Source organism: Pseudomonas sp. NPDC079086, from assembly GCF_044542155.1.
GTDB lineage: Bacteria > Pseudomonadota > Gammaproteobacteria > Pseudomonadales > Pseudomonadaceae > Aquipseudomonas.
On sequence record NZ_JBITTY010000002.1, the window covers coordinates 472,855 to 489,418 of the forward strand.

The 16,564-nt window shown below is 62.3% G+C and carries 14 protein-coding genes and 1 pseudogene; 4 read left to right on the forward strand and 11 right to left on the reverse strand.

Features of this window, described 5'->3' with window-relative positions:
- Positions 1–116 precede the first annotated feature (116 nt).
- From ACIGEK_RS11725 to ACIGEK_RS11735, 3 genes and pseudogenes are all read left to right on the forward strand, one after another.
- Complete coding sequence (locus ACIGEK_RS11725) at positions 117–935, forward strand: TatD family hydrolase (RefSeq protein ID WP_397493485.1); 819 nt, start codon at positions 117–119, stop codon at positions 933–935.
- 549 nt (positions 936–1,484) lie between these two features.
- Positions 1,485–1,646: pseudogene (locus ACIGEK_RS11730) on the forward strand (HAMP domain-containing protein); the annotation flags it as partial.
- A 114-nt stretch (positions 1,647–1,760) separates the two neighbouring features.
- The gene (locus tag ACIGEK_RS11735) at positions 1,761–2,516 is read left to right on the forward strand and encodes a methyl-accepting chemotaxis protein (protein ID WP_397494006.1); all 756 of its coding nucleotides are present in this window, start codon (positions 1,761–1,763) and stop codon (positions 2,514–2,516) included.
- A gap of 17 nt (positions 2,517–2,533) precedes the next feature.
- Here ACIGEK_RS11735 and ACIGEK_RS11740 read toward each other — a convergent pair whose 3' ends face one another.
- The 7 genes from ACIGEK_RS11740 to ACIGEK_RS11770 all read right to left on the reverse strand — a co-directional run bounded on the left by ACIGEK_RS11740 (position 2,534) and on the right by ACIGEK_RS11770 (position 9,207).
- Positions 2,534–3,331: an acyl-CoA thioesterase gene (locus tag ACIGEK_RS11740; RefSeq protein ID WP_397494007.1), complete on the reverse strand. Its 798-nt coding sequence runs from the start codon at positions 3,329–3,331 to the stop codon at positions 2,534–2,536.
- 107 nt (positions 3,332–3,438) lie between these two features.
- A complete protein-coding gene (locus ACIGEK_RS11745; protein ID WP_397493486.1) occupies positions 3,439–4,212 on the reverse strand; it encodes a CHAD domain-containing protein in 774 nt (257 codons plus the stop codon).
- Between the two features lie 74 nt (positions 4,213–4,286).
- Positions 4,287–6,281 (reverse strand): DUF3488 and DUF4129 domain-containing transglutaminase family protein, encoded by a 1,995-nt coding sequence (locus ACIGEK_RS11750; protein ID WP_397493487.1) that lies wholly within the window; start codon positions 6,279–6,281, stop codon positions 4,287–4,289.
- Positions 6,278–7,234 carry a DUF58 domain-containing protein gene (locus tag ACIGEK_RS11755; protein ID WP_397493488.1) on the reverse strand — a complete coding sequence of 319 codons (957 nt, stop codon included), beginning with the start codon at positions 7,232–7,234 and terminating at the stop codon, positions 6,278–6,280. The genes ACIGEK_RS11750 and ACIGEK_RS11755 overlap by 4 nt, the downstream gene beginning before the upstream one ends.
- Positions 7,231–8,148 (reverse strand): AAA family ATPase, encoded by a 918-nt coding sequence (locus ACIGEK_RS11760; RefSeq protein ID WP_397493489.1) that lies wholly within the window; start codon positions 8,146–8,148, stop codon positions 7,231–7,233. The genes ACIGEK_RS11755 and ACIGEK_RS11760 overlap by 4 nt, the downstream gene beginning before the upstream one ends.
- Before the next feature lie 172 nt (positions 8,149–8,320).
- Positions 8,321–8,929 (reverse strand): flavin reductase family protein, encoded by a 609-nt coding sequence (locus ACIGEK_RS11765; RefSeq protein ID WP_397493490.1) that lies wholly within the window; start codon positions 8,927–8,929, stop codon positions 8,321–8,323.
- Positions 8,929–9,207, reverse strand: coding sequence for a hypothetical protein (locus ACIGEK_RS11770; protein ID WP_090386246.1), 279 nt, complete (start codon positions 9,205–9,207; stop codon positions 8,929–8,931). The genes ACIGEK_RS11765 and ACIGEK_RS11770 overlap by 1 nt, the downstream gene beginning before the upstream one ends.
- 244 nt (positions 9,208–9,451) lie before the next feature.
- Here ACIGEK_RS11770 and ACIGEK_RS11775 point away from each other — a divergent pair, with 244 nt between their 5' ends.
- Positions 9,452–10,477, forward strand: coding sequence for a patatin-like phospholipase family protein (locus ACIGEK_RS11775; RefSeq protein WP_397493491.1), 1,026 nt, complete (start codon positions 9,452–9,454; stop codon positions 10,475–10,477).
- Here ACIGEK_RS11775 and ACIGEK_RS11780 read toward each other — a convergent pair.
- From ACIGEK_RS11780 to kdpB, 4 genes are all read right to left on the reverse strand, one after another.
- On the reverse strand, positions 10,474–11,166 hold the full coding sequence (locus tag ACIGEK_RS11780) for a response regulator (RefSeq protein WP_397493492.1): 693 nt from the start codon (positions 11,164–11,166) through the stop codon (positions 10,474–10,476). The two genes, ACIGEK_RS11775 and ACIGEK_RS11780, sit on opposite strands and share 4 nt — an antisense overlap.
- 10 nt (positions 11,167–11,176) lie before the next feature.
- Positions 11,177–13,831 carry a DUF4118 domain-containing protein gene (locus ACIGEK_RS11785; RefSeq protein WP_397493493.1) on the reverse strand — a complete coding sequence of 885 codons (2,655 nt, stop codon included), beginning with the start codon at positions 13,829–13,831 and terminating at the stop codon, positions 11,177–11,179.
- Between the two features lie 5 nt (positions 13,832–13,836).
- Positions 13,837–14,403, reverse strand: coding sequence for a potassium-transporting ATPase subunit KdpC (kdpC, locus tag ACIGEK_RS11790; RefSeq protein WP_397493494.1), 567 nt, complete (start codon positions 14,401–14,403; stop codon positions 13,837–13,839).
- Positions 14,404–14,507: 104 nt separating this feature from the next.
- Entirely contained in the window at positions 14,508–16,559 is a 2,052-nt protein-coding gene (gene kdpB / locus ACIGEK_RS11795; protein WP_397493495.1) for a potassium-transporting ATPase subunit KdpB, read from the reverse strand.
- Positions 16,560–16,564 lie beyond the last annotated feature (5 nt).

A 16,564-nucleotide genomic window follows, 5' to 3' on the forward strand; every position in this document is an offset into this window, starting at 1 on the left:
GCCAGCCAGCAATCACACACAACATCATGTATAGGCTTTAACTAACTGTATTTGTTAGCTTTTAATCTATTAAAAAAGCTCTGTTATGCTGCTCAATCAATTCAGCAGGTAGCACCATGCAACTCATCGACATCGGCGTCAATCTGACTCACCCAAGCTTTGCCGAACAACGCGAAGCACTCCTTGCTCGCGCTTATGCTGCGGGCATCCAGCAAATGCTGCTGACCGGCACCAGCCTGGCGGAAAGTGAGCACGCCCTGGAGCTGTGCCGGCAGTTGGATGACAGCGCCGAGCATTTGTTCAGCACGGCCGGCATTCACCCCCACGACGCCAGCAGCTGGAACAGCGACAGCCATGCGCAACTCAAGGCGCTGCTGGCCGATCCCAGAGTGCGCGCGGTGGGCGAATGTGGACTGGACTTCAACCGCGACTTCTCACCCCGGCCGCAACAGGAGCAGGTGCTGGAGCAGCAGTTGGCCCTGGCGGTGGAACTGCAATTGCCGGTGTTTCTGCATGAACGCGATGCTGACGAACGCCTGCTGGCGATCCTGCGGCACTTCCGCGACCAGCTGCCGGCGGCTGTAGTGCACTGCTTTACCGGGGAAAAGCGCGCACTGTTCAACTACTTGGATATGGACCTGCATATCGGCATCACTGGCTGGATCTGCGACGAACGCCGCGGCAGCCATCTGCACCCACTGGTCAAGGAAATCCCCCGTGGCCGCCTTATGCTGGAAAGCGACGCACCCTTTCTGCTGCCGCGCAGCCTGCGGCCGAAACCGAAGAACGGCCGTAACGAGCCGGCCTTTCTCGTTGAGGTGCTGCGTGAAGTAGCGCTGCACCGCGGTGAAACCGAGCAGGTACTGGCAGCCCATACCAGTGCTGCGGCTCAGGCCTTCTTCAACCTGCCCGCATTCAAGGACGCTGCCAGCTAGCGGCCAAAAGTACGGAGCCGGCAGGCTTGTTGATAAGGATCAATAGATCCACTGTGAGGCTGGGCGACACTACTGGCACTTTGCCAAGCCGTCACCTCACACAGAGACACCTGCATGGGCCATTGGATCAGCGACCTTTCCCTGAAGTACAAATTCTGGGCCGTAAATGCCGTGGCCTTCTTTACCACGCTGCTATTGGTGCTCTATGCGCTGCACCTAGAACAGCAGGTGCAGCAGGACTCTGCCAAACAGGCCGCGCAGCAGCAGGCACGCTTATTAAGCCAATGGCCACAGGAACAGGCCTTGCCGAAAGCCGGCAACCTGCTGAGCTTTGCCAGCGGGCAGACGCCACGCCTGCCGGATAATCAGGGCAGCGCCCTGGCCAACGCACGCGGCTGGGTCGATTTAAATGGCAGCGCGGGGCTGATCGGCGCCGAAGTCATCGTCCGCGAAGACGGCCAGCGCCTGGCCATCACCGCCTCGGCGCAGAGTCTGCTCGAAGTTTTTTTCGACCGTGCACCACGTTATGCCGTGGTCGTCGCGCTATTGATGCTGCTCTTGCTGGCGGCCTCACAGTTGCTGATTCGCTTTCTGCTAAGCCACCTCAACACCCTCAAGGACGTGATGCTGCAAGTGGAAAAGAGCGGCGATCTGAGGGCCCGAGTGCCACTGGAGTGCAAAGATGAAGTGGGCCAGATGGCTAGCGCCTTCAATGCCATGCAGGCTGGCTATCAACGGGTGGTCGGCATCGTCGCCCAGTCGGCGGCGCAGTTGGATGAAGGCGCCGAACGCTTGGCCGGTAATATGCGCGATGTACGCGAGGGCATGCTTGAACAGCAAAGTGAAACCGAACAGGCGGCCACGGCGATCAACGAGATGTCCGCCACTGTGCACCATATTGCCGAGCATACGGCCGACACCCGCGACCAGTCACAGAACGCCGAGCACCTGGCGCGCAGCGGCCAGCAGGCGGTCAACCGCGTGAGCCTGTCGATCTCGGGGCTGTCCAGCGGCGTGCAGCAGACCGCGCAGATGATCGAACAGCTTGCGGTCGATAGCCAGAAAATCGGCGGCGTGGTCAGTGAGATTCACGGAATCGCCGAACAGACCAATCTGCTCGCGCTCAACGCAGCGATTGAAGCCGCCCGTGCTGGCGAAATGGGCCGCGGCTTTGCCGTGGTCGCCGATGAAGTGCGCAACCTGGCTAAACGCGTGCAGGACTCCACCGACGTTATTACCCAGATGATCAACACCCTGCAAAGCGGCACTCGCGATGCGGTGGACTTTATGCAGGACAGCTCGATCAAGGCCGATGAATGCGTCAAGCAGGCTGGTGAAGCCGGTCAGGCGCTGATGGCGATCACCGAATCCGTGGCGCATATGCGTGAAAGCAATACGCAGATCGCTGTGGCGGCGCAGCAGCAGAGCCAGGTGGCCGAAGAGATGAACCGCGCGGTGATTCGCATCCGCGACGTGACCGAACAGACCGTCGGCCAGACTGGCCAATCGGCCGTCACCAGTGCCGACTTGGCCAGTCTGGCTGGTGAGCTGAACACGGCTATTCGCCAGCTCAAGCTATAAGAGCCGGCGCAAGGTGCTTAACCGAACACAGCAACTGTCTGCCGACTGATCGCCAGCAACTCACCCGCTGGCGACCACAGCGCCGCTGCGACATGGCCGTAACCATCACGGGCATGTTCGATCTGCGCGCGGTACAAGCACCAGTCCAGAGTACTCAGCTCGCTCATCGGCTGGACGAATTCGATGGTCCAGGTCAGTGAGCTGCCCGGCGCCGGTGCGCTCAGATGCGGCAACACCGCAGGTGGCCAGGCATCGACCAGCGCCAGCAGGTGAGCCTCATTGGCAGGTTCGGCGCTGCCTTGATCACGCAGGCGCACCCAGCCACCCATATCGCGTGACGGATTGTTGGTAAAAGGCATGCCACCAAACGCCCAGCGCATCGCCAGGTAACGGGTAAATTCGGGGGTTACGTTGGGGATATAAGGCATTTCCTGGCAATCCTCCACCGCCTTGGCCTGCGGCGCCGGATCAGCCTGCACGGCGATGCGCGAATCGCGCCCGGCGCCGAAGCTGCCCTGTACCAGAGTCACCACTTGGCCATCCTGTATTGCCCGGCCCAGCACCTGGCTAACAGCTTTGCCTTCGCGCAGCACCTCTACTTCAAAACTCACCGGAACATCAGGCGCGGCAGGGCCGACAAAGGTGATCGCCAGGGAACGCGGCGGGCGCCCGCTCGGCACCTGAGCACGCATAGCCTCGTAAACCAGTGCGGCGACCAAACCACCAAAACTCGCACGGCCCTGCCCCCATTGCGCGGGAATCACTACCGCCTGTGGATTGTCGCGCACCGCCTGGAGTAACTCGGAAAAGCCCATAACCACCTCGAACACTGAACATGCGGGAGATCTTAGGGCAAAGACGACTAGGGGTGACACGACATTTCGGCCAAACAAGCCGAAGGGATAACGACCTTTCAGCCAACTCAGCCGCTGGCGCGAGCAAAACTTGCAGTCAATGCCTGCAGGGCCAGATCGGCCTGCTGCTCGGCAGCCTGCAGCGCTGTGCGCCAGGCTGGCACGCACGACTGCAAATCCGTCTCGGCTTCGGCGCGCAGTAGCCACTGCCAATGGTCGTGCCAATCGCCCAGCGCCGACTGCGCCTGTTTCAGCTGCATGCGCATGCGCCCAGGCAAGTCGGCAAGCTGCGGATAGGCCTCGGCTGCATAACGCAGACGCTTAACCAGCAAACGCAGGCGGTGGCGGTCATGGGCGGGGTCAAGCAGTGCTTCGGCCAGGCGCTTGCGGTCCTTGCGCAAGCGCTGCCTGATCAGCTTGGGCAGACCGCGCAGTTGACCGCCGTTAGCAGCCTGGCGCCACTGCTGCGGCCAGTCATCCAGCGCACTCAGCAGATCTGCCAACGGCGCACTGTCCAATAGTTGCAGGTATCCCTGCTGTAACAGTGGCTGGCGTGATTGTGCGACGCTGTCGAGCCCTTGCTGCTGCAGATAGCCCAACAGCACCTCAAGATCGCGCAGCGGGCCGGTCAAGCGACCCAACTCGGACGCACGCTGCTGCAAGTCTTCACAGAGTGCAACCGAGGACAGCGGCCGCAGCAGACTACGCAATTGACGCAAGGCGATGCGCAGATCGTGCAAAGCCTCGTCGTCGGTAGTCACCCGCAGCCGCTCACGACAGGCAAACAAGCGCATCTGTACGCGCAGTACGTGCCGCGGCACCTCATCAATCAAGCCTTGCATCGCCTCACTCCTGTGAAATCGCTCCCCAGCTTATGCGCATACTGATTAGCCACAAGTGGCCAATGGTCGCGGCACTACGGTTCCAGGCGAGTCAGCCGCCAAGGCAAGGCCCGCCTGAGCGCCTTCAGATGCTGACGTAACTGCAGGGGCGAAAGTTCCTGCCCGGCATACCGCTGCGCCTCGAACGCGGCCGCAAAGTTGCCAATCGCCTGCGCCTGGGCTGGCATCTGCTGGGCTGCCCGCGCGGCATAGTCGCGCGGTCCTTCGCCGGGCATGCGTGGCACACCATGCCGAGCCAGCAAACCCTCGAAACGACGAAACAGCCGCTGCTGCACATCGCGTTCACGCTGCCAGGGTTTGAACAACCAGAGTGATAGCAAACCAAGCAGCAGCGCCCCGCCACCGACCAAACCGATCACCAGCTCCTGGGCATCCACCCGCCCCAGCCAACGCTGAAGAAACTCCAGTTGCTGCTGGCTCTGGTATCCCAACACCCAGCGCTGCCAGCCGTAGTTGATATTGTCCCAAGCCAGGCGCAGCTCATTCAGCCAACTGAGGTTGCGGTAGCGCAGCGGGGAGAAGGGCGAATCTTCGAGAAAACTCTGCTCACCTGCCAGGGCCTCCTCCAGGCCCATTTCAACCCGCTCGGGAGACACCTGGAAGGTCGGATCGACACTGACCCAACCCCGTCCCTCCTGCCAGTACTCAACCCAGGCATGGGCATCAAACTGGCGCACCTGCACATAGTTACCCGCCGGGTTGTATTCGCCGCCCTGATAACCGGCCACCACCCGCGCCGGGATACCCGCCGCGCGCAGCACATAGGTCATGGCCCCGGCGTAATGCGCGCAGAAGCCGCTGCGGGTTTCAAACAGGAAATCATCGACATTGTTCTGCCCCAGCGCAGGCGGGCGCAGGGTGTAGGCAAAGGGCTCGCGGTTGAAATGGCTAAGCAGCGCCTGCACCAGCTGTTCGGGCTGCCGATGTTCACGCTTGAGCTGTTCAGCCCAGGCGCGGCTGCGTGGCTCGCCTTGTTCCGGCAACTGCAAGGCGCGGCGCAAGGTTTCCTGAGGCGGTTGCGGCTCACGTAGCGCCTGCGGCCAGGAGGTGGCCTGATAGATCAGCGAGCGGTCCACTGGCTGTCGCCGCTGCAGACGGAAATCGCTCATCTGCCGGGTCTGTTCCAACGTGGTCTCCGCCACATCCAGAGCAAACAGCCAGCGCTGTGAACTCGGCTGCATAACGATGCTGTAACTCAGCGCCTCGCCGCGCTTCTGCCACTGTGCGCCGGGGCCAAACTCGGCGTAATTGGATTGCGACCAGCGCCGCCCATCGAAGCGATCCAGGGTCAGCGCGCGCCAGTACAACTCACTGCGCGGCGGTGTTTCACCGTTGAAACTGGCACGAAACGCCAGCGCTGCAGAACGGCTAAGGTCGGCGATATCCGCCGGGGCCATGCTGTCCGACAGCCCGGTCGTGGCCTTGTCATTCGGCACTGGTAACGACCACAGCGGGCCCATGCGCGGGAAAAAGACAAACAGCAGCAACATCACCGGCAACGCCTGCAGCAGCAGCCCGCCGGCCAGGCGTGCGGTCGGCCAGGGTTGCGCGGCCAGGCTGCTCTGCTGCAGGCCAATCAGGGCTGCGAGCAAGGCGGTGACCGGTAACAGGCTGTAGAAGGCCATCAGCATGCTGTCATCGAACAGGTAGGCGGTAACCACTACAAAGAAGCCGAGAAAGATCAGCACCAGTGCATCACGTCGCGTGCGCATCTCCAGCAGCTTCAGTACAAAAGCGGCGACCAGCAGCACCACTCCGGCATCCAGGCCAATCAGGCTGCCACGGGAGAGAAACACCCCAAGCGCTGCGGCCAACATCAGACCGCCCTTGGCCCAGGCATTCGGGTAACGCGCGCGCATGCGGAAAATCTGGATGCGCCAGGCTGCGCTACCCAGCCACAGGCCGATAATCCACAGCGGTAAGTGCGTCAGATGAGGAATGATCACCAGTACCTGCGCCACCAGCAGCCAGGTCAGGCTGATCCGCGGAATCGCGGTAACCCGACTCATGGCGCACGCCCGAACAGCGCCAGGGCGCACAGGCAGGCATCACGGTGCAGCTCGCCACTGTCGGCGCCCAGCACCTGACCCGGCAGGCTCAGGGCAAACGGCTGCTGCCGCTCGGACAGCTGCAACACCCAATGGCAGAGCAGCGACAGGCGAGCCTCCACATCGCCGGCCAATGTCTCGAAATCCAGATACAGATCACGCCCAGTGATTGAGGCGAAATCCTTGACCAGCAGGCCTTGGCCACGGGAATAGGCTTTCCAGTGCAGACGTCGCTTGGAGTCGCCTGGCTGGTAGGTCTTCAGCCCCTGATAATCATCCACGCCCTGACCATGGGGCCGACTGCCCTCTTCCTCCTGATCCTCACTGGCACCAGCGGACAACGGCAGATCACCCGGCAGAGGCCGTGGGTAGACCAGCACCTGCTGATCCAGATCGACCCAGCTCCAGGCCACCAGAATCCCCAGGGGGAAACGGCTCTCAACCCGCAGGCGACCGGGCCGCAGCCAGCCGCGCTGCAGCGCCGGCAGGTTTAACTGACACTCGCTCACACCTTGCGCGGGCACATCCTGGGTCTGCAAATCAGCCGGAGGCCAGCCCAGGCTGACAGCCTGATGCGCCCGCTGGCTGCTTTCCAGACGCACGCGAAAACCAGCTGGCTCTCCGACGAATACTGCCGGCGCACTGCCGGCCTTGAGGATCAAGCCAGCCAGGTTGCGGTAGGTATGCAGAATCGCAACGATAAATACCGAGGCCAGCAGGAAGGTCAGGCCATAGGCCAGGCTGTTCTGGTAGTTGATCGCCGCCAGTAGCATCAACAGCAGCGCCAGCATAAAAGCCGCGCCGACCCGGCTGGGGATGATAAAGATCCGCCGCTGGTTCAGGCGCACGCTGGCCGCAGCCGGAATGCGCCGCGCCAGCCAGCGGTTCCAGCGCGGCCTGAGCTGGGCGATCAAAGCGCCGGCACCTCACGCAACAACCACTGCACCAGGCTGCCGGCGCCATGCCCAGCCGGATCGGCGCGCTCACGCAGACGATGACCGACCACCGAAGGCAGTACGGCCTGTACGTCCTCGGGAATCACGTAGTCACGCCCGGCGAGGAAAGCCCAGGCTCGTCCCGCTGCCAGCAGGGCTAGGCTGGCCCGTGGTGACAGGCCCCAGGCGAACTGTGGTTGGGTGCGCGTTGCATCGACCAGGCGCAGCACATAGTCGATCAGTGCATCGCTGGCGCGCACCTTCGGTACTTCGGCCTGCAGCAGGGCCAGCTCAGCGTGATCCAGCAGTGCTGGCAGCGTGGGCAGCACGGAGCGTCGCGAGTCGCCCAGCAGCAAGGCCTTTTCCGCCGCCTTGCCGGGATAGCCGAGCGACAGACGCATCAGAAAGCGATCCAGTTGCGACTCGGGCAAGGCGAAAGTGCCGCCCTGACTGACCGGGTTCTGCGTGGCAATTACAAAGAAGGGTTCAGGCAGCGGCCGGGTCGCGCCTTCGATGGTCACCTGGCCCTCCTCCATGGCTTCAAGCAGCGCACTCTGGCTTTTCGGCGTGGCGCGGTTGATCTCATCGGCGAGCACCAGCTCGGCGAAGATTGGCCCTGGATGGAAGATAAATTGCCCGGTGTCCTTGTCGAACACCGAGGTGCCGAGGATGTCACCCGGCAAGAGGTCAGAGGTGAACTGGATCCGCTGGAAACTCAGGCCCAGCACTTTGGCCAGCGCATGACTGAGGGTGGTTTTGCCCATGCCGGGCAAATCCTCAATCAGCAGATGACCGCGTGCCAGCAGGCAGGTCATGGCCAGACGAACCTGCGGCTCCTTACCCAGAACCACCTGATTGACCGAGTCCAGGCAGGCATCTAATTTCGTGCGCATCGCTCACTCCTTATGCTAATGGCTCGATGCTACTGGGCCGCACGGGGTCGGCAAAGAGCAAAGTTACCTTTGCTCACGAAACTGTGCAGACAATCTGCAGTTTTATAAATGGTGATGCGGCTTTTGCACCGATTACCGCGCCGGCTAGCCTGGCTGCAGGCAGCCAGGCGTATTAGCCAGGACGGCGCATCTCGAAGGTATCGCGGGTGCGGCTATAGGCCATGCCGCCCAAGCGCCCGACCAGATCGAGCTTGTGCGCATCGATACGACCCTGTTCAGTCAGCACTGCGTCGTCGATATGCGCCAACAGCACCTCGGCAAAAATCAGGTGGCAGTTGGGCTTGTCTGCTGGATAGGCCTGAATCTGCGCCACCCGGCATTCGAAGGCCACCGCCGCGCCAGCGACCCGAGGCGGCAACACCCGCTGCGAAGGCAGGCTGGCGATGCCGTACTGCTCAAACTCGCTGATGCCATAAGGCAGCACCGCAGCACTGGCATTCATCGCCTCTGCCTGGGCAAAGGACACCAGCTGAATCACCAGTTCGCCACTGGCCTGTACATTCAACAGAGTGTCCTTCAGGCCGCCATCGGCGCGGTGATTGACGTTGACCATTAAGGTCGGTGGGTCATCGCTGATCACCTGAAAGAAGCTGAATGGCGCCAGGTTACTAACACCTGCTTCCGACTGACTGGAAACCCAGGCAATCGGTCGTGGGGTAATGGTCGACGCCAGCCAACGGTAGCGCTCGAGCGGTTCGAGTGTATTGAAATCCAGTTGCATCAGCGGCCTGCTCGCGACTCACGGATATAGAACCGGGCACGCTCGGACTTCGCCGTACAGCCCTTGTAGCCCTCGAACTGCTGCTGGGTTTTCGCCGCAGTCAGCAGCGACAGTGCCTTGGAGTAACTCACCGTACCGGCAAACCCCTCAGCCTTGGCCAGGTCCAGCTCGCGCCAGGCGGCGTCCAGCTGATTGGCGCAGCTGTTGCGATAAGCCGTTTTCCCCGCACAACCGCTTAGCACCAACAGCAACATGGGCAACACGATCCACAGTTTCATCAGGTAACTCCTGCAAATAGACGGACTATTGACTCGGCATCAGAACGCATCGCCGTCAATGTTCGCGATGCATCAATACAGCCTCTAAGACGCGTAGAACAGAGAAAAGTGCCGACACCGCTGAAACAGCTCTAGCAAGCCACAGCGCGTAAACTCGGATGCGCTGGATACTAGCAAATCGTGCCTTGGCGGCGCGCGGCACGGCGCGTATGTTCGCTACATAAATAGTGATGGGGACATCAGGATGAGTAAGCGCATTGCGCTGGTATTAGGCTCCGGTGGGGCGCGCGGTTATGCGCACATCGGCGTGATCGAGGAGCTGGAAGCCCGTGGCTATGAAATCGCCTGTATTGCCGGCTGCTCCATGGGCGCGGTGGTCGGTGGCATCTACGCCGCCGGTAAACTCAATGAATACCGCGACTGGACGCAAAGCCTGGATTATCTGGACGTACTGCGCCTGCTCGACGTGAGCTTTCGCCTGGGGGCGATTCGTGGTGAAAAGGTCTTCGGCAAGATTCGCGAAATAGTCGGCGAGATCAATATCGAAGAGCTGCCGATCCCCTTCACCGCCGTAGCCACCGACCTGACCAACCAGCAGGAAATCTGGTTCCAGGAAGGCTGCCTGCACCAGGCCATGCGCGCTTCGGCGGCGATTCCCAGCCTGTTTACCCCGGTGATACAAGGTAAGCGCATGCTGGTCGACGGCGGTTTGCTCAACCCGCTGCCCATAGTTCCAGTGGTATCCGCGCACTGCGATCTGATTGTCGCGGTCAACCTCAACTCGACCAACCAACAGCACTACGAACTACCGGTAATCGAACGCGCGCCAGCCCTCAAGGGACGTTTTGACCTGCTGATGAGTTCACTCGGCTCACGCTTGCCCTCGTTCAAACGCAAACACGGGGAAGATGACGAACTGCTTCTGCTAGAAGACCAAAGCCATGCAGTACAGCCCGAAGCCATCAACCCCTGGCAGCAGAACGCGCGCGGCAGCCTGGATAAACCTGCCGCGCCGAAATCCGCCAGCGGTTCACGCGTCGCCGACCTTAGCGGCCCGGCCTCGCTGCTGGAGCTGATCAACCAGAGCTTCGAGGTGATGCAGACCTCATTGGCCCAGTACAAGATCGCCGGCTATCCGCCAGATATCCTGATCAACGTGCCCAAGCGCGTATGCCGCTTCTTCGAGTTCTACAAGGCGCCGGAGCTGATCATGCTCGGCCGGCAGATCGCCAGCGATACACTCGACAAGTACGAACGTGGCGACCGCTAGGCTTCACGCAAGCGATAGCCAACGCCGGCTTCGGTGACGATAAAGCGCGGCGCGGTCGGGTCGTCACCGAGCTTTTGCCGCAAATGGCCGACCACCACACGCAGGTAGTGGCTGTCCTCGCCGTGGGTCGGGCCCCAGATGTCCTTGAGTAGCTGCTGCTGGGTCACCACCCGGCCGATATGCCGCGCCAGTTGCGCCAGCACTGCGTACTCCTTGCGGGTCAGGCTGATCTCGGCACCCTCCAGGCTGACCCGGCGGTAGGCGAAATCCACCTGCAACGGGCCGCTGCTGACCGCCGCGCTGGCCTGCTCCACACCGCCGGCCAGGCGCAGCAACACGCGCACGCGGGCGAGGAATTCCTGAATACCGAACGGTTTGGTCACGTAGTCATTGGCACCGCCATCCAGCGCCAAGACTTTCTCGCCCTCGCTGGCACGTACCGACAGCACCAGTACCGGCACCTGTGACCAGGCGCGCAGCTCGCGCAGCACCTGCTGGCCATCCATATCCGGCAGACCGAGGTCGAGTACTATCAGGTCTGGCTTGCCCAGCGCGGCCTGGGCCAGGCCTTCCTGCCCAGTAGCGCCTTCCAGCACCTTGTAGCCCTGCGCGTTAAGGCTGATGCGCAAAAATTTACGAATCTGCGCTTCGTCGTCGATGACCAGAATGGTCGCGGGGTTTTGGTTCATCGGCTATCCATCACTGTTCTTCGTCCATCTGTGGCTGCGTGTGCAATGGCAGGTGCAGGGTCATGCTTGTACCCAAACCATCAAGCCCCTCACTGACCGTTACCCGGCCGCCATGAGCGCCGAGCATACCCTGGCAGATCGCCAAACCCAGGCCGGTGCCCTGGCCACCGCGATCACCACGGGCGGCGGTGTAGAACATGTCGAAAATCTTCGTGCGCTCATGTTCGGGAATACCCGGTCCCTGGTCACTGACAATAAAACGCAACGCCTCGGCATCCGCCTCAATGGCCACACGTAAACGCCCTTGGGGCGGAGAAAAGCGCGCGGCATTTTCCAGCACATTGACCAATGCCTGCTCAATCAACGCCGCATGCACATACAGCAGCGGCAACTGCGGCGGTGCCTGTATTTCCAGCTGCAACGCGGACAATACCGGGCGCAGGCGCTGGGTCGCACTGGCGACAATATCGGCGGGTGCCACCCAGTCTCGCTCTAACTTCAGGCCACCGTGACCGAGACGAGTCATGTCCAGCAGGTTCTGAATATAGCGGTCGAGACGTTCGGCCTCATCACGCGTGCCTTCCAGCAGTTCGCGACGATCAGCCATCGGAATCTGCTCACCCAGGGCTAGCAAGCTGTCGATTGAGCCGCGCATGGCCGTTAATGGTGTACGCAAATCATGCGACACCGACGCTAATAAGGCGCTGCGTAACTCTTCGGTTTGCCCATGCAGACGCGCGGCCTCAAGGTTTTCGGCCAACTGCGCACGTTGCAATGCCTGAGCTAAGGGCTGCCCCAGCGCCGTAAGCAGCCGTCGACGCTCGGCAGGTAAGCTCCTGCCGTCCTTGGGGCTGATACCGAGCAGCAACAACGGCCCTTCTTCACCGGATAGCGGCAACCACCACCAGCGCCCGTCCGGCAATGTGCCGGTACCCAATCCGGCCGACTTATCGTGCTGCCAGGACCAATCCGCCGCCGCCCGTTCCAGATCGGTGAGCAGGCGTTGCGCCCCCGCCTCGACCTTCCACAGCGCATCCGGGCTACGCGACAGCAGGCTGACCTCAACGTCTTGCCACAGCCCCAGCTGCTGCATGGCCGCCGCCAATACCGCCTGGCGATCGGTGGCCGCCGTCAGCTTGCGCGATAACTCCAGCAATGCGCTGGTTTCCCTCTGCGTCTCACGCAAGGCCTGCAGTTGCTGGCGCTGGCGGCTGGCCAGGTTACCAGTGAGCCCAGCCATCAGCAGAAAGAACAACAGCGTCAGCACATCTTCCTGACGGTCGATGGTCAGGGTCAGGGTCGGTGGGATAAACAGAAAGTTGTATGCCAGAAACGACAACCCCGCACACACCATGGCCGGCCCCAGGCTGCTGCGCACGGCCACTACCAATACTGCAGCAAGCAGGATCAACGAGATATTCGGCAGTTCGAGCACGCTGGATAAACCCAGCGCCGCAGCCGAGGCCAGCAGCGTCGCCAGCAAGGCCAGCAGGTAATCGCGCCAGACCACCGGCTGACGCTGCTGCGACAGTGCCGGGGCGTTGCTCGCCTCGGTATCCAACACGCTGATTTCCAGGCCCTGCCCTTGCTGCAGCAGACGCTCAGCCAGGCCCCGACCCAGATGCCAGATACGCCGCAGACGTTGCCGGCTGCGGCCGACCAGAATCAGGCTGGCGCGGCGTTCGCGGGCATGCTCAATCAGGGTCTTCGCCACCTCGCTGCCGCGCAGGCTGACCACCTCGCCGCCCAGGCGCTCGGCCAGTTGCTGCGCACCCTGCAGATGACTCAAGCGGGTTTCATCGCGCTCACCGCCGGTGTCGACATAAACCACCGACCAGGGCAGATGACGACGCTCCGCGACCCGGCTGGCGTGCCGCACCAGCCGTTCGGCTTGAGCATCGCCGTCGATGCCGACTAGCAAGCGCCCACGCAGCGCAGGCGCTTGCTGGCCCTGCTGACGGTAGCGCCGACTCAAGTCCGCATCGACCCGCGCAGCAGCAGTCTGCATCGCCAGCTCGCGCAGCGCGGTGAGGTTGGTCTGACTGAAAAACGCATCGATGGCGGCGCGCGCCTGTTCCGGCACATACACCTTGCCTTCGCGCAGGCGCTCCAGCAGTTCACGCGGCGGCAGGTCGATCAGCAGAATCTCGTCGGCCTCCTGCAACACCCAATCCGGCAGGGTTTCACGCACTTGCACGCCGGTAATGTCGCGCACCTGATCATTCAGCGCTTCGAGATGCTGCACGTTGACTGTGGTGTAGACGTCGATGCCGGCATCCAGCAGCTCCTGCACATCCTGCCAACGTTTGCTGTGGCGGCTGCCGGGAGCATTGCTGTGCGCCAGTTCGTCGACCAGTAGCAGCTTTGGCGGCTTGGCCAGAATGCCGTCGAGGTCCATCTCGCTCAGCGCCACGCCGCGGTATTCCAGGCGCTGCTGCGGTTGTTGTGGCAAGCCGGTGAGCATCGCCTCAGTTTCCGCGCGGCCATGGGTTTCCACCACGCCAACACGCAGGTCGACGCCCTGACGCAACTGCACCTGCGCCGCCTGCAACATGGCGTAGGTCTTACCCACGCCGGGTGCCGCACCGAGAAAGACCTTTAGCCGGCCACGTCCTGCTCGCGGCATGTCATCGAGCAGGGCGTCGGCGCGTACGGCATCACTCATGCAGGTTACTCAGCGTTTGCGGGAGGCGAATTGTCGGCCAGTGCCAGGTTAAGCGCCAGTACGTTGACCACAGGCGGGCCCACCAGTGGGCTTTGCACATGCGCCTCGATCAGTCGCTGCAGACTGCTCGCTGGAATACCCCGCGCGGCGGCAATACGTGCCACCTGGTAACCCGCCGCCTCTGGCGACAGGTGCGGGTCAAGGCCACTGCCCGAGGTGGTCACCAGCTGCATGGGTACGGCGCCCTGACCTTCACCCTGCAAGCGTTGAGCATCTGCGGCTATGCGCGTGGCCAACGCCGGATTGCTCGGCGCCAGGTTGCTCGCACCGCTGGCCACGGTGGCGTAATCACCGGCCGATAGCCGCGGCTGAAACCACTGCGCGCCCTCGAAGGGTTGTGCCAATAACGCACTGCCGAGCACGTCGCCTTGTTGATTACGTAACAGACTGCCATTGGCCTGCGCCGGGAACGCCAGTTGCGCCACGCCGGTGACGGTCAGCGGATAGACCACACCGGTGACCAGGGTCATAAACGCCAGCACGCTAATGGCTGGGCGGATTTGCTTAAACATGACGACTCTCCAGTTTGTAGGGTGGACAACGCTGTGCTTGTCCACCTGCGTGCAATACAGCTCATTGGTGGAAAACGCTGCGCGGTTTTCCACCCTACGGAGCGTTAAACCAGCCCCATCGCCACCAACAGCAGATCAATCAGCTTTATCCCGACAAAGGGCGCCACCAGGCCGCCCAGGCCGTAGATCAGCAGGTTGCGCCGTAGCAGGCTGGCAGCATCGGCGGCCTGCACGCGCACCCCACGCAGGGCCAGCGGAATCAGCGCGACGATGATCAGCGCGTTAAACACAATCGCCGAGAGAATGGCGCTCTGCGGGCTGTGCAGCTGCATCAGGTTGAGTGCGCCGAGCTGCGGGTAGATGCCGGCGAACAGCGCTGGGAGGATGGCGAAGTACTTGGCCACATCGTTGGCCACCGAAAAGGTGGTCAGCGCGCCACGGGTCACCAGCAGTTCCTTGCCCACCTGCACCACGTCGAGCAGCTTGGTTGGATCGCTGTCCAAATCGACCAGATTCGCCGCCTCGCGCGCCGCCTGGGTACCATCGTTCATCGCCAGGCCCACATCGGCCTGGGCCAGAGCTGGCGCGTCGTTGGCGCCGTCGCCGCACATGGCGACCATCTTGCCTTCGGCCTGCTCACTGCGAATGCGCTGCAGCTTCTTCTCCGGCGTGGCTTCGGCGATCACATCATCGACGCCCGCTTCGGCAGCGATGGCGGCGGCGGTCAAGGGGTTGTCGCCGGTCACCATCACAGTGCGGATGCCCATGGCGCGCAACTCGGCGAAACGCTCACGAATGCCCGGTTTGACCACGTCCTTGAGGTGAATAGCGCCGAGCAACTGACCGTCACCGGCTACCAGCAAGGGAGTACCGCCACTCTGGGCGATCTTTTCGATTTCACGGGCCAATACCGGCGGTACGTCGCTGCGCTGGATGCCCAGATACAGCAGCACCGCATCCACTGCACCCTTGCGGTAGCTGTGGCCGTTGTAGTCGGCGCCAGACAGGCGCGTCTCGGCACTGAAGGCTATCGATTTGATCGCACTGCGCTCAGGCTCGACCAAGGTGCTCAAGCCACGCAGGTATTCGACAATCGACTTGCCTTCGGCGGTGTCATCCACCAGCGAAGCCAACAACGCGGCGTCGCTGAGCAGCTTGCCGGATACCCCAGGCGCCTTGTACAGCGCACTGCAACGGCGGTTACCAAAGGTGATGGTGCCGGTTTTGTCGAGCAGCAGCACATGCACGTCCCCCGCCGCTTCCACCGCACGGCCGGACTTGGCGATAACATTCAGGCGCACCAGGCGATCCATGCCGGCGATGCCGATGGCCGAGAGCAGGCCGCCAATGGTGGTTGGGATCAAGGTCACCAGCAGTGCCACTAGGTACACCAGCGGCAGGTCGCCACCCGAGTAACGGGCAAAGGGCTGCAGAGTGGCCACCACCAGCAGGAAGATCAAGGTGAGGCCGATCAGCAGAATATCCAGCGCCACTTCGTTGGGCGTCTTCTGCCGCTTGGCGCCTTCAACCAGGGCGATCATCCGGTCCAGGGTCGATTCGCCGGGGTTGGCGGTGATCTGCACCAGCAACCAGTCGGAGACCACTCGGGTGTTGTCGGTGACGGCCGAACGGTCGCCACCGGACTCACGAATCACCGGCGCGGATTCGCCGGTAATCGCCGCCTCGTTGACCGCAGCGATGCCTTCGACCACCTCTCCGTCACCGGGGATCAGCTCACCGGCCTCGACCCGCACGATATCGCCACGGCGCAGGCTGCTGGCCGCCACGGTCTCGAACTGCTGACCATTCTTGCGCCGGGCATTCAGCCCCTGGCTGCCAGCCTTGAGGCTATCGGCGCGGGCTTTGCCACGACCTTCAGCCAGCGCTTCGGCGAAGTTGGCAAACAGCACGGTAAACCACAACCACAAGGCAATCTGCACGGCCAGGCCAGTGGAGACCTGAGGGTTAGGGATAAAGCACAGCACGGTGGTCACCACCGCTGTGAGTTCAACCACCAACATCACCGGCGAACGCAACAGCTGGCGCGGATCAAGCTTGACGAAAGCCTGGCGCAGCGCCGGCTTCCACAAGGCTGCGAGCGAGGTTTTCGGGTGTTGCTGGGCGCTGTTCAGCGCCGGTTCAATACGGGCATTCATCATGG

What these genes read in the sequence shown, in the direction of transcription:
- ACIGEK_RS11770 (WP_090386246.1), bottom strand. Translation starts at nt 9,207, where the DNA reads ATGAAACTGTGGATCGTGTTGCCCATGTTGCTGTTGGTGCTAAGCGGT.
- ACIGEK_RS11785 (WP_397493493.1), bottom strand. Translation starts at nt 13,831, where the DNA reads ATGAGTGATGCCGTACGCGCCGACGCCCTGCTCGATGACATGCCGCGA.
- kdpC (WP_397493494.1), bottom strand. Translation starts at nt 14,403, where the DNA reads ATGTTTAAGCAAATCCGCCCAGCCATTAGCGTGCTGGCGTTTATGACC.
- ACIGEK_RS11760 (WP_397493489.1), bottom strand. Translation starts at nt 8,148, where the DNA reads ATGCGCACGAAATTAGATGCCTGCCTGGACTCGGTCAATCAGGTGGTT.
- ACIGEK_RS11750 (WP_397493487.1), bottom strand. Translation starts at nt 6,281, where the DNA reads ATGAGTCGGGTTACCGCGATTCCGCGGATCAGCCTGACCTGGCTGCTG.
- ACIGEK_RS11725 (WP_397493485.1), top strand. Translation starts at nt 117, where the DNA reads ATGCAACTCATCGACATCGGCGTCAATCTGACTCACCCAAGCTTTGCC.
- ACIGEK_RS11735 (WP_397494006.1), top strand. Translation starts at nt 1,761, where the DNA reads ATGCTTGAACAGCAAAGTGAAACCGAACAGGCGGCCACGGCGATCAAC.
- ACIGEK_RS11745 (WP_397493486.1), bottom strand. Translation starts at nt 4,212, where the DNA reads ATGCAAGGCTTGATTGATGAGGTGCCGCGGCACGTACTGCGCGTACAG.
- ACIGEK_RS11780 (WP_397493492.1), bottom strand. Translation starts at nt 11,166, where the DNA reads ATGAACCAAAACCCCGCGACCATTCTGGTCATCGACGACGAAGCGCAG.
- ACIGEK_RS11765 (WP_397493490.1), bottom strand. Translation starts at nt 8,929, where the DNA reads ATGCAACTGGATTTCAATACACTCGAACCGCTCGAGCGCTACCGTTGG.
- kdpB (WP_397493495.1), bottom strand. Translation starts at nt 16,559, where the DNA reads ATGAATGCCCGTATTGAACCGGCGCTGAACAGCGCCCAGCAACACCCG.
- ACIGEK_RS11740 (WP_397494007.1), bottom strand. Translation starts at nt 3,331, where the DNA reads ATGGGCTTTTCCGAGTTACTCCAGGCGGTGCGCGACAATCCACAGGCG.
- ACIGEK_RS11775 (WP_397493491.1), top strand. Translation starts at nt 9,452, where the DNA reads ATGAGTAAGCGCATTGCGCTGGTATTAGGCTCCGGTGGGGCGCGCGGT.